This is a genomic window from Longitalea arenae (assembly GCF_016924755.1).
Lineage (GTDB): Bacteria > Bacteroidota > Bacteroidia > Chitinophagales > Chitinophagaceae > Niastella > Niastella arenae.
The window spans coordinates 1,206,010-1,218,714 of the sequence record NZ_JAFFJX010000001.1 but is presented as its reverse complement, the minus strand read 5'-3'; the positions used below and the strand labels follow the sequence as shown (position 1 = coordinate 1,218,714).

Genomic DNA, 12,705 nt, shown 5'->3' with positions numbered 1-12,705 from the left:
AGTTTATGAGTTCACTACGTAAAAAGACCGATCATGAGTTAATCCAGGACTTTCAGGATGGAGACTTGTATGCTCTTGAAACCCTCATTCTTCGTCACAAAGAAAAAATGTACACTTCCATTTTATTTCTTGTGAAGGACAAATATCTCGCCGAAGATATTTTCCAGGATGTGCTGATCAAGATCATCGACACCATTCGTGGAGGCAGGTACACCGAGGAAGGTAAGTTCCTTCCCTGGGCAATGCGTATTGCCCACAACCTGTGTGTTGATCACTTCCGGAAAGTAAAACGTACCCCTGCTATCAAAACCAGCGACGACAGGGATATATTTGAAGTGATTAATTTCACAGAAGACGGTGCAGATCAAAAAATGATGAAGCGTCAAAGTTATGACCGCGTTCGTCAGATGTTGGATCTGTTACCAGATGATCAGCGCGAAGTGATCATTCTACGTCATTATGCCGATCTGAGCTTTAAAGAGATCGCAGCCCTGACCAATTGCAGCATTAACACTGCTTTGGGCAGAATGCGTTACGGCCTGATCAACCTGCGCAAAATGATGTTACAGAAAAAGATCGCTTTGTAGGCCTTTTTACTTTGGGTACTTCAGTTGTGATTCATTATCCTTGCAAAAATTTAACAGCACATCTGAAAAAGGGAACGGATAAGCTGCTTAGATTTGACACCAGAAACAACAAAGTAAAAAATATTGTCATTCTGGCCCTCCATCCGGGCCCATTTCCTGAATTGCTTGCTTGCCGGAAGGCTGGAACAGAATGACGCCTAATTAAACACCCCACTCAGGCTGAGCGGGGTGTTTTCTTTTGTTAGCTGCCAACAGATAACATTAAAATGCCAGGCACAAATAACAATCCCGTTCGGTAAACCCGAACGGGATTGTTTATTTAAAAAATGTTCAGCCAATACGCTTATTTAGCCGCCGTTTGCTGCCCTTTTTTATTATATGCATCAATTCCACATTCCAGCCACTGCGCAAATTCCCGGGCGCTTGGGGTATAACCCTTGGTCTTGGTGAGGATCCTTTCATCCGGACTAATGATCGCATATTGCGGCTGGGCAACTGCATCAAAATTCACCGATTGAAAAGTGGCCCATAGGTCGCCAACCGTAATGATATTTTTCTTCGTATTCGTTTTCTTATTATCGTACTCAAACTGCTGGGCGGCCGGCAGCGGTCTGCGTTCATCAACGTACAACGATACAATGATGAATTTTTCCTTGATCAGGGCGCTTACTTTTTCATCGGGCCACACATTCTCTTCCATCCGGCGGCAGTTCACACAGGCCCAACCGGTAAAGTCGATCAATACGGGTTTGTTCTCCTTTTTCGCGCGGGCCAGCGCTTCATTATAATCATTGTGTAAAGGCTCAATGCCTTTCTCACAGTTTATGGGATTTTTATACAGGCTATAACAAAGCGGTGGCGGAAAACCACTGATCAAACTAAGGTTAGCACTGCGGGTATTCGTAAGGCCGGGAATAAAATAGAGGGTGACCGCAGCAAAGAAAACAATGAATGCGATGCGGGTCTTGCTGAATTTTTTAACCGGTCCATCATGCGGGAACCGGATCTTACCTAATAAATACAATACGATCAAAATTCCAACCAGTACCCAGATCCCCATGAACACTTCTCTTTTCAAAAAACCCCATTGCTTCACCAGGTCGGCATTTGATAAAAATTTTACGGCCATCGCCAGCTCCAGGAAACCCAGCACCACTTTTACATTGGTTAACCAGCCGCCCGATTTGGGTAAAGATTGCAGCCAGCCGGGAAACATGGCAAATAAAGCAAAGGGTAAGGCCAGCGCCAAACCAAAACCGGCCAGGCCTGCCGTTAAGGGCCAGGCGCCTTCTGATGCGGTACCCGCCAGTAAGGAACCCAGGATTGGACCTGTACAGGAGAATGATACAATGGCAAGGGTTAAGGCCATAAAGAAAATACCACCCAGACTGCTCATGCCCGAGCGTGAATCAATTTTGTTAGCCAGTCCGCTCGGCAAACCGATCTCGAAATAGCCGAAGAAAGAAATGGCAAAGAACACAAAGATCAGAAAGAAGAATATGTTCAACCACACGTTGGTGGAGATATTGTTCAGTATCTCCGGGTTCACCCCGCTCACCAGGTGGAATGGAATACTTAATAAAATATAGATCAGGAAAATGAACAGGCCATAAACTGTTGCATTGACAATGCCTTTCTTTTTATCCTGCGCTTTTTTGGTAAAAAAGGAAACGGTCAGAGGAATCAACGGGAATACACAAGGCGTGAATAATGCAATGAAGCCGCCCAGCATCCCGATGAAGAAGATGCCCATCAGGCTTTTGCCACCGGTATCTTCGTCGCCGCAGGGGTTAACAGGATTCTTCAGATCGAAAGTAGCTACATCGATCTTAGGCCTTGCATCTACACCACCCTCAAGCGATGTAGAAAAAGCATATTCATTCAGGGGGTAAAACTCATCGCCTCTGCCATAGGTATACCGGAACTTACCTAACAACACAGCTGGCACATCGCCCGTAAAAGTGATGGTGGCCGCAAAGGTGGCGGGGCCTTCATATACCTTAAAAGAAGCGTTGTCAAATACGGGATTTTTAAAAGATATGCTGTTGCCAGATTCCTTAAAGGGCTTTTGAATTTGGATGGAAGAATCAGCAAACTCGAGCTCTACAGATGGCACCTCACTAATGGATTCATTCGCGCCATACAATTGCCATTTGCTATTACCTGGTGTTGTGAAAGTTAGTTCGTAAACTTTATCCTGGATCTTTTTTCCGGATACCTCCCATTTATAAGCAGTAACATCCTGGCCCTTAACCACCGTGGAGTTGATACAGCACAGGGCTATCAGACTCCATAAAAAATGTTTCATAAAGCGAATACCGGTTGATTTTAAAAAACAAACGAGTTCTTTTGCCAAGAACCCGTTCTTTATAAATTAATAATTTGTATGACAATGCATTAACCGCCTATAGCAACAGAGAATGTTGTTTCGGAAGGAGGCAGGCATTTTTCTTCATTACAAACCATATATTCTACTTTTCCGGCCAGGTTCGTTTTGGCACTGCCCTTAACCTTTACCGTTTGAATAAACTCAACCGTTTTCTCATAATAATTCACTTTACCGCCCCATACCTCTTCTTCTTTTGTAATCAGTTTGCCTACTTCTTTTACTTTACCATCCACTACCAATAAGGGGTTCTTGGTAAACGTGAATGCAGTTGGAATAGGACCATCTACGCCCACGTTCTGCGAGTAGATATGCCAGTCGCCATTAACGGTGGCTTTTACCCGCACTTCATAAGTCTTATCGGCTATCTTCTTGGAAGAGAAGGTCCATTTAACCTGGGTATTTGACTGCGCAAAAGACACAGCACTGATCATGGTTATCAAAAGGGAGAGCAGAGTTACCTTCATGTTGAGTTTGTTTACTTATTAAAACAGTTTACCTGTCTCAAAAGTCTAAGAAATAATCTTAATAATTCTCTAAAAATTTACCAATGCGGCTTTTTCAGTGACAACCGTATTTACCCCCATGATCAACGATTCTAATATAATACGGCCGTCAGTATTACCAAGTGATGCAGAAGTGGCTCTTTCGGGGTGTGGCATCATACCGAACACATTGCGTGCTTCATTACATATTCCGGCAATATTGCGGGCGGCGCCATTGGGATTTGCCTGGGGGGTAATTTCACCCTGCTCGTTGCAATACTGGTAAATAACCTGGTTATTGGCTTCTAACTTATCCAAAGTAGCATCATCGGCATAATATCTTCCTTCGCCATGCGCAATGGGTATTTTCAACGCTTTATCGGAGCCAGCACCTTTAAGGTATACGTTCTTGCAAATAAACTGCTGATTGGCATTACGTAATAATACACCTGGCAATAAATGCGATTCGCACAGCACCTGGAAGCCGTTACACACGCCCAGCACTTTACCGCCTTTATTGGCGAATTCGATCACACTTTGCATCATAGGGCTGAACCGGGAAATGGCGCCGCAACGTAAATAATCGCCATAGGAAAAACCACCCGGCAATACGATACAGTCCCCGGTAGAAAACATACTGAGGTCTTTTTCTTTATGCCATAACATGATTACTTCCTGATTCAGATCATTTTGCAGGGCATCCTGCATATCGCGATCGCAATTGGAACCGGGGAATACTACAACACCAAATTTCATTAACGGAATTTTTAATTGAGGTGCAAAGATAGCACAGTTTCTGTTACAGGTTCCATGTTACAGGTTTCAGGGCCTGGTTTTAGGTTTTCCTTGTAACCTGCAACCTGCAACATGTAACCTTCTGTATAAACAAATAGCTATCAATAATTTAGTTAAGCCAATAGTTAAGATAGATCGCAAACCCGAACAGGATCCAGTGAATGATCATGGGCAGGCGCCGGGAATTGATATAGAAATACATGGCGGCATGAAATGCGGTAATGGGCACCGAGCACAACATCCAGCTCACGTAGTTACTGCCTCCATCGGCCATAATGATGAGCATGGCCATGATCAGGTAAAGCAGGAGCAGGCTCCAGCTTTTGCGCACATGGATATACATTTTATTGAGGTTGGCCTGTACATAATAGCCGCCGATCATAAAAGGTACGATCAGCAAACTGATACTGATGGTAGTGATCAGTGAGGATGGAATGGCGGGCAGACCGATGCTGAAAACCGGTTTAATCTTATCCCAGTCCCATTTATTGCCCAGGTACAATACCAGGGCCAGGAAATAATAGGGCATGGTAATACCCAGCAGGTTGATGGCCCATTCGCGCAGGCGGAAAGGCCGCATAATGAAGAGCGCCAGCAGCACAAGGGCTACAAATACAATGGCCGGCCGGTACAATAAGGTAACAATGCCTATTAACACCCCGATACTGAAAATGGCAGGCGCCGGTCTTTGGATATTAGGAAGGGTGGTCATGCGGTAAAAGATCCAGATCAGGAAGGTATTGGCCAGCAGGGGCGCCGAAAAATAGTTCCACTCTATAAAAAGCGAGGTGGTAAGCATATGGGCCATGGCCGGCAGGTAGTTTGGCCGCGGCAAGAGCTTCTGGTCGTTACAAATGCGGTTGAATAAAAGCGCCTGGCTGTACAGCAGTAAAAAAGCGATCAATACATACAGGACCGGCGCGATCTGCAGCGGTTTTAAAAAAGCGATCAACCAGTTATATAGAAAATGGTCTTCCGGCTGTTGCAAAGGGCCGGCAGGGTGCAGAAAACGGTTGAATTTAAGAATCAGACCATATACCAGCAACACCAGGATGTTACTGGAGGTCTTTTGCTTGAATATTCCTGTCACTCAAACGAATTTAAAATTCAATTTTGGCGAAAGTAAGATAGTTTCTTAATTGACAGGGAACAATCATCGAGTTTGCGCTGATCTGTTTACCGAGCCGCGGCATAAATTCCACGCCTCTTTCGAGGTTCTTCAGCGTTGGGTGACGGGTGATCTTTCCATCAGGGCCAATGCTGTGATCGTTCAGCAACAGGGTTCTGCGCTCATACACATTAAACAAAAAATGCAATTCTCCACCGGTATTCATCAGGGAATGCGACACCAAAGCATCCGTTTCATCATCGAACTGGGTCTTTGAGATCACATTGCTCCACTGCAGCGTTTCGTCTTTATCGAAAGACAGCACCATGATATTTTCTGCATGGTACCTGGTTGCTGCAGCGCCCCCATACCGGTTCCAGGGCGACCGCCACGGACTATAATAGGGCGACCAGTAGCTATAATCGAGCGGCGACGACCAGGGATTGTTCCAGTACAAATAATCCCACCTATTAAACGTACCGCCGCGCGATGTAGTGTACATCGATTCAGCAGTTATCAAATAACCGCCATCGCGTTTTATGATAATATCGCTGATAAAATAGTCATTGAAGGCGATGCGCAGGTTGGCATCAGGCCCTTTCGCCTGTTTGCGCAGGTCGTCATTAAAGGCCAGCATGGACTCCTTGAGCACTGAATCGGCGGCTTTGTCCCAAACAACCGTATACAAGCCCTCCACGTTACCGCGCTTTTGTTTATAATAGAGGGCTGAGAACAAATAACGCCTGTTCGTATTGTCGATCTTGATCTTGACCTCATCCAGCACCCGTTCGTCTTTATGATGCAGGTCGCGGAAATTGAACTTTTCTTCCCCGCCCTTTTTGGTGATCAGCTGAAGGTTGGTAATATAATCGCTGCCGTTCTTTCGCTGGAACTTCCCAAACACCATATCCCCTTCATTATCTACCAGGAAGTCGGTAAAATAGTCGTTCCGCTCTTCCATGGGCATGTTCATATGATGTTTGTGCTGTAATTCCATATTGGCATTGAACAGCAGGGTGGTGAACAGGAAACTCTTCGGATTACGATTATTGATCTTGAACACCATGATCTTCTGCTTATCGTCGCTGTAAATGGTGGTGTACAACTTATTGCTGGCAGCCCAGCCTATGCGGGTAGTGTCGAGCTCCACCGGATCATTCATGCGTTTGGCATTCTGATCGAGTTTAACGCCCATACAATACACTACGCTCCGGCGCTGGAACTGGTAAACCATCCAAACGTGATTGGCGTAGGGAACAAAGTCAACATTGATCCACCGGTCGTCGAGATAATCGAGCTTTACCCGGTCGAGCAGTTTCATGTCGTTGTTATAGACACTGATGGCGTTGTCGTTGCGATTATTTTTAAATATGAGGATGTTACTGCCTACTTTCCCGATTATTTCAAAGTCTGTACGGCGGCCGTCTTCCCTTTCCGCTTCGGAATAGGTGATCTTTTGGGCAGTACTTATAAGAGGAAATATGGCCTGCAACAGTATTACCAGCAGCAGCTGGTGCAGGATATTTTTGCGTAATTTCATCATGGAGCTGCAATGCATGTTATATGCCAAATTACTGATTGTTAAACGGCTGCCCAAACTTTCGGTATAAATTTAAGCATTCATTTTTTATTGGTGCGGTAGCAACCAAAAGTGCATAAATTTCGTCGGGTGAACCAATTAGAAATATAAATCGGCGGAGATTTAATTTTTTTACGTATAACTTTGTACCGGGCGCCCCGGAGTTCATAACCCGGGGTTCTATTATTTTTATTAAAAACCCTTTGATAAACGGGGATAAGCGACACTACCGTGGGCAAACAAATTAATAAAGTTACCGTTGCCACTTTACTTATTGCGTTAGGAATTATTTATGGCGATATAGGAACATCCCCATTATACGTTCTGAATGCAATTACCAGTGGCCGGACCATCAGCGAAAGATTAGTTGTAGGCTCTCTGTCCTGCATCATCTGGACACTCACCCTTCAAACCACCCTGAAATACGTAGTACTTACCTTAAAAGCCGATAACCGCGGTGAAGGAGGTATATTTTCGTTGTACGCACTGGTTAGGCGGCAACGGAGATGGCTTGTGCTACCTGCCATGCTGGGCGGTGCGGCCCTGCTGGCCGACGGCATGATCACACCCCCTATTTCGGTAACCTCGTCCATCGAAGGTTTACGCAATATCCAGGGGCTGGGCACTATTGAAGATTCTACCATCGTATACATTGTGATCGCTATTATCAGCGTCCTTTTCTTTCTGCAGCAATTTGGTACTGCCTCCATTGGTAAAATGTTTGGCCCTATCATGTTCTGCTGGTTCTGTATGCTGGCGATCCTCGGGGCTACGCATCTTATGGATGATCTGCATATATTCAAGGCATTCAGCCCTTATTATGCCATAGACTTATTAACATCATACCCCAAAGGATTCTGGATCCTGGGCGCCGTTTTCCTTTGTACAACCGGGGCCGAAGCCCTGTACTCAGACCTCGGCCACTGCGGCCGGGCCAATATCCGGTACTCCTGGATCTTTGTAAAAAGCTGCCTGATCGTTAATTACCTCGGCCAGGGCGCATACCTGCTGGCGAACTATTCGGGCAAAATGATCACGCCTGAAATGATCAGCGCCGGCTTTAACCCCTTTTACAAGATCATGCCCAGCTGGTTTGTGATCCCGGGCATTTTGATCGCTACCGCAGCAGCCATCATCGCCAGCCAGGCCCTGATCAGCGGCTCGTTTACCCTTATCAGTGAAGCCATGCGGCTGAACCTCTGGCCCAAGCTCAAGATCAATTACCCCACCGAAGAAAGGGGCCAGCTGTACATCCCCGGCATCAATATGCTGTTATTCGTAGGTTGTGTAGGCATTGTATTATACTTCCAAAAATCCTCCCGCATGGAGGCGGCTTATGGACTGGCCATTACCATGTGTATGATCGCCACCACCATCCTGTTCGCCAACTTCCTGGTATCGCGGCGGGCCAAGCCGATATGGATCTATCTCTTCCTGATCGTATATCTCACTATAGAACTTTCGTTCCTGTTCGCCAATCTCGAAAAATTCCCCCATGGGGGTTTTGTGACCCTGCTGGTAGGCGGCGGCCTCTTTTTTGTGATGTACATCTGGTACCGGAGCCGCAAGATCAAGAACCGGTACGTGGAGTTTGTACGGCTGGAACATTATATTCCACAGATCCAGGAATTGAGTAACGACAAGACCGTACCCAAGTATGCCACTCACCTGGTATACCTTACCAGCGCCAATAACCCGAAAGAAATTGAGCATAAGATCATTTATTCCATCCTGAATAAAAAGCCCAAAAGGGCCGATATCTACTGGTTTGTGCATGTTGACACCCTCGACGATCCGTATACGTGCGAGTACACGGTTGAGCACATTATTCCGAATGACATCATCCGGGTTGAGTTCAGGCTGGGTTTCAGAATGGAGCCCAAGATCAACCTGATGTTCCGCAAGGTGGTGGCCGACCTGGTAGCCAATAAAGAGGTGAATATCACCAGCCGTTATGAAAGCCTGGAACGGAATAATGTGGTTGGCGACTTCCAGTTCATTGTAATGGAAAAATACCTGAGCCAGGATATTGAGCTGCCTTTCTTCGAGAAAATGATCATGCGCCTGTATTTCATGGTAAAGGAATACAGCTTATCGGAAGAACGCGGGTTTGGACTGGATGTGAGCAATGTGACCATCGAAAAATTCCCGCTCATTGTTGCGCCGGTGCCTAACCTGAACCTGAAAAGGGTGTTCGACAGCAGCGAAGAAGATATTACCGGATATTAGCCGATCAATCAGCCGGCCTGCGGCCGATCGACGGTTTGTGGTTTGTGGTTTGTTGTTTGTGGTTATCCTAACTTTATAAGTGTCTCATTGTTGTTAACCATCTGAGCTTTCGGAGTGTCAGATATTTATTGGAGATTTGCAGGGAAAGAACCATAAACCACAATCTATAAACCATAAACTCCATATCGTCTCACTATTGGTAACCGACTGAGCGTTCGGGGTGCCAGATATTTATCGGAGATTTGCGTGGAAAGAACCATAAACCACAAACCATAAACCACAAACTAACTCATTGCCAACGGTGGCTTACTATATCATCGGAAGCCTGCTCCTGCTAAGCATTCTTGCCTATTTAATACAGGATTGGTTTATTTTCAAGCCGGAAAAGCTGCCGCCCGATTTTCAATTCAGGTATGATATTCCCTTCAATGAATTATTCTTCGATATTTCACCGGGGGTGCGCATTAACGGATTGCATTTTTACCGCCCCGCCCCCAAGGGACTGATCCTTTATTTTCATGGCAACAGCCGCAGCATCAAAGGCTGGGCTAAGTATGCCCGTGACTTTTACCGGTACGATTACGACGTGGTGCTGGTAGATTACCGCGGCTTCGGCAAAAGCACCGGCAAACGCAGCGAAAAAGACATGCTGAACGACATGCAGTTCGTTTATAATGTTTTGACCGGAAAATATCCCGAGCATCACATCATTGTATATGGGCGTAGTATCGGCAGCGGTTTTGCAGCATATATTGCCTCGGAAAACAAACCGCGCTATCTGATCCTCGACTCGCCCTATTATAATTTCCGCATCGTGGTAGAACGCTTTCTGCCCATACTGCCCGTTCGGTTTGTATTGCGTTATCACCTGCGCACCGATAAATGGATCCGCCATGTGAACTGCCATACCTATATCATCCATGGCACCCGTGACCGGCTCATCCCGATCAGGCATAGCGAGGCGCTGCAGCGGATCAATCCCAACAAGATCACGCTCATCCGGATCCTGGACGGCGGGCATAATAATTTACCTTCCTTCCCGGAATACCACAATTTTGTGCGGGACATACTAAAATACTAGTTTATGGTTTGTGGTTTGTGGTTCATTTATTCTAAACCACCGTCAGCCTTGCGACCCGTTGATTTGCCAGGTCGGTTAGACCTGTTTTGCTGACATTTCAGCTGGTTTGCCATTAATAGGGCGGCTATAAAATTAGGATACCATAAACTACAAACCATAAACGCCCCAATTGATGGATTTTCATTGAATGAACCATAAACCCTTCATATATTGTGACTTCATGAAAAAAAAGATCCTATTCCGCTGGCTCAAGCTTATTATATTGATCTATTGTTTAATTGGGATTGCCATTTATTACGGGCAGGACAAGATCCTGTTCCATCCGCAACCGGTAACTGCCAAATCACCATACAGTTTTCCTTTTCCGTATAAAGAAGTGAATATTCCCTGGTCGAAGGAATCGAATATCAATATCATTCAATTTCCGGCCACGCAAGCACAGGCGAAAGGAGTGGTGTTATATTTTCATGGCAATAAACAGAATATTAGCCGTTATGCCAAAGCAGCGCCTGCCTTCACCAGCCGGGGTTATGAAGTGTGGATGATCGATTATCCCGGTTTTGGCAAAAGCACTGGTGAATTTACCGAACAGCGCTTGTACGATTGGGCGCTGGTCTTTTACAAACTGGCGCAGGCCAGGTATTCTAAGGACAGTATTATCATTTATGGAAAATCAATGGGCACGGGCATAGCTGCGCAACTGGCTACGATCCGGGATTGTAAAGCCCTGATCCTGGAAGCGCCTTATTATAGTTTTCCATCTATTATTGGAAGCTGGCTGCCGGTGTACCCGCTGAACAAGATGATCCGTTTCCAGTTGCCTACCTGGCAGTATGTAAAAGAAGTCACCAATCCCATAGTCATTTTTCATGGAACCAGTGATAATACCATTCCGTATCGCAATTCAAAAAAGCTGAGGCCCTACCTGAAACCAACGGATGAGTACATAACCATCGATGGAGGGAAACATAATGACCTGCCCTCTTTTCCTGTATATGAAAAGAAGCTGGATTCTTTGCTGAAGTAGGCTGCCGGGCGCCGGTTGCCGGTTACCGAATATCAGTTACCGGTTACCAGTTGCCGGTTACCAGTTACCGCAGAAACAGTTTCCGTTTGCCAGGCAAAGGCCCGGAAACCGGTCCCCGGTAACCGGGAACAGCTTCACCATTGACCACCTAAATAGGAACCACATTCAGATCTTTATTCATCTTTATCTTATCCGGGATCGCCGCAATGATCTCTTCCTTCAGCGCTTCTATAAGGCGTTTCTTTACAAAATCGCGGTGCACTACAATGCTCACTTCCCGCATGGGGGCAGGTTTTTTAAAATGCCGGATGAGTTGTAGCTGGCGGGCCGTCATATCGAGGGTGGTCAATTCCGGTAGAATGGTGATGCCATCATTCAATTCCACCATGCGGCGCAGGGTTTCAATACTGCCGGCTTCATATTCAAAATGGGAACCCAACTCACTGGCGCGGCGCAATTCACAGAGATTTACGATCTGTGAGCGGAAGCAATGCCCTTCTTCCATCAGCCATAATTTTTCGGGATCAATGTCCTGCGCCAGCACATATGTTTTTTTATACGCAGCATTCTTCCGCGATACATAGGCCAGTAGCTCTTCGTAGAAAAGCACATGTTCCTTGATGCCGTTTTCCTGAAGCGGCGTTACCAGGATGCCCACATCGATGCGCCCTTCCCGTAAGCGGGTGACAATGTATTCTGTCATCAATTCCTGTACAACCAGCTTGATATGCGGGTATTTTTTGTAGAAGCTCTGAATGAACAGCGGCAGTAAATAAGGAGCCAGGGTAGGAATAATGCCGATGCGCAATTCGCCGGTCAGGATGCCTTTTTTAGTTTGAACCAATTCATTGATCACGTTTTTCTCAGATAGAATGCGGCGTGCCTGCTCAATGATCTCGATCCCTATTTCTGTTGGCACCACCGGCTGTTTGCTACGATCGAAGATCTTAACGCCCAGTTCCTCTTCAAGCTTTTGCACCTGCATGCTTAATGTGGGCTGGGTCACAAAACAATGCTCGGCAGCGGTAGCAAAATGCCGGTAAGTATCTACAGCCACGACGTATTCCAGTTGAACAAATGTCATAATAGTTTTTATCTATTGATGTATAAAATTAATCAATTTGATTTATCAACAAAATAATTCAAGTTTTGTGATGTCATAAGACACAACACAATCCGGGCACACCACAATGAAAACCGTATCTGGGGAGTTCGGGAAAGGCCAATGGATCGGTAGCTTTAGTGTTGTGAGTGATACCCAGCGAAAGAATTGGCAGATGTAACGCAATTGCATCTGCGACCCGCTCATGTGGTAGATGGCATCAGCTAACTGCCTTAAACAATTGCTGGCTGTGTAATATCCTATTGATGTACATCGCTACCGCTTGGGTAAACATGATCTGATCTATTGTTTTTTATATACAGGTC

At 45.8% G+C, this 12,705-nt stretch carries 10 protein-coding genes; 4 read left to right on the top strand and 6 right to left on the bottom strand.

The features are described from left to right. The first annotated feature begins 5 nt into the window (after positions 1-5). Positions 6-587 carry an RNA polymerase sigma factor gene (locus tag JT717_RS04985; protein ID WP_014223477.1) on the top strand — a complete coding sequence of 194 codons (582 nt, stop codon included), beginning with the start codon at positions 6-8 and terminating at the stop codon, positions 585-587. A gap of 343 nt (positions 588-930) precedes the next feature. On the opposite strand, the gene JT717_RS04980 is transcribed toward JT717_RS04985, so the two are convergent. The 5 genes from JT717_RS04980 to JT717_RS04960 form a co-directional block, all read right to left on the bottom strand. After that, complete coding sequence (locus JT717_RS04980) at positions 931-2,895, bottom strand: protein-disulfide reductase DsbD family protein (RefSeq protein ID WP_205509060.1); 1,965 nt, start codon at positions 2,893-2,895, stop codon at positions 931-933. An 89-nt stretch (positions 2,896-2,984) separates the two neighbouring features. Beyond that, positions 2,985-3,440: a protein-disulfide reductase DsbD domain-containing protein gene (locus JT717_RS04975; RefSeq protein WP_205509059.1), complete on the bottom strand. Its 456-nt coding sequence runs from the start codon at positions 3,438-3,440 to the stop codon at positions 2,985-2,987. 69 nt (positions 3,441-3,509) lie between these two features. Then, positions 3,510-4,214 (bottom strand): phosphoribosylformylglycinamidine synthase subunit PurQ, encoded by a 705-nt coding sequence (purQ, locus tag JT717_RS04970; protein ID WP_205509058.1) that lies wholly within the window; start codon positions 4,212-4,214, stop codon positions 3,510-3,512. Between the two features lie 148 nt (positions 4,215-4,362). After that, positions 4,363-5,343 (bottom strand): hypothetical protein, encoded by a 981-nt coding sequence (locus JT717_RS04965; protein WP_205509057.1) that lies wholly within the window; start codon positions 5,341-5,343, stop codon positions 4,363-4,365. Positions 5,344-5,353: 10 nt separating this feature from the next. Next, positions 5,354-6,904 (bottom strand): hypothetical protein, encoded by a 1,551-nt coding sequence (locus JT717_RS04960; RefSeq protein ID WP_205509056.1) that lies wholly within the window; start codon positions 6,902-6,904, stop codon positions 5,354-5,356. 267 nt (positions 6,905-7,171) lie between these two features. Between JT717_RS04960 and JT717_RS04955 the strand changes: the two genes are divergently transcribed. The 3 genes from JT717_RS04955 to JT717_RS04945 all read left to right on the top strand — a co-directional run bounded on the left by JT717_RS04955 (position 7,172) and on the right by JT717_RS04945 (position 11,277). After that, the gene (locus JT717_RS04955; RefSeq protein ID WP_205509055.1) at positions 7,172-9,169 is read left to right on the top strand and encodes a KUP/HAK/KT family potassium transporter; all 1,998 of its coding nucleotides are present in this window, start codon (positions 7,172-7,174) and stop codon (positions 9,167-9,169) included. Between the two features lie 301 nt (positions 9,170-9,470). After that, positions 9,471-10,250: an alpha/beta hydrolase gene (locus JT717_RS04950; protein WP_369411685.1), complete on the top strand. Its 780-nt coding sequence runs from the start codon at positions 9,471-9,473 to the stop codon at positions 10,248-10,250. A gap of 220 nt (positions 10,251-10,470) precedes the next feature. Then, the gene (locus JT717_RS04945) at positions 10,471-11,277 is read left to right on the top strand and encodes an alpha/beta hydrolase (RefSeq protein ID WP_205509053.1); all 807 of its coding nucleotides are present in this window, start codon (positions 10,471-10,473) and stop codon (positions 11,275-11,277) included. Between the two features lie 148 nt (positions 11,278-11,425). Here JT717_RS04945 and JT717_RS04940 read toward each other — a convergent pair whose 3' ends face one another. Next, the gene (locus JT717_RS04940; RefSeq protein WP_205509052.1) at positions 11,426-12,361 is read right to left on the bottom strand and encodes a hydrogen peroxide-inducible genes activator; all 936 of its coding nucleotides are present in this window, start codon (positions 12,359-12,361) and stop codon (positions 11,426-11,428) included. Positions 12,362-12,705 lie beyond the last annotated feature (344 nt).

Excerpts from the sequence above, each read along its gene's own strand:
- JT717_RS04980 (WP_205509060.1), bottom strand. The coding sequence starts at position 2,895 with ATGAAACATTTTTTATGGAGTCTGATAGCCCTGTGCTGTATCAACTCC.
- purQ (WP_205509058.1), bottom strand. The coding sequence starts at position 4,214 with ATGAAATTTGGTGTTGTAGTATTCCCCGGTTCCAATTGCGATCGCGAT.
- JT717_RS04960 (WP_205509056.1), bottom strand. The coding sequence starts at position 6,904 with ATGATGAAATTACGCAAAAATATCCTGCACCAGCTGCTGCTGGTAATA.
- JT717_RS04945 (WP_205509053.1), top strand. The coding sequence starts at position 10,471 with ATGAAAAAAAAGATCCTATTCCGCTGGCTCAAGCTTATTATATTGATC.
- JT717_RS04985 (WP_014223477.1), top strand. The coding sequence starts at position 6 with ATGAGTTCACTACGTAAAAAGACCGATCATGAGTTAATCCAGGACTTT.
- JT717_RS04975 (WP_205509059.1), bottom strand. The coding sequence starts at position 3,440 with ATGAAGGTAACTCTGCTCTCCCTTTTGATAACCATGATCAGTGCTGTG.
- JT717_RS04940 (WP_205509052.1), bottom strand. The coding sequence starts at position 12,361 with ATGACATTTGTTCAACTGGAATACGTCGTGGCTGTAGATACTTACCGG.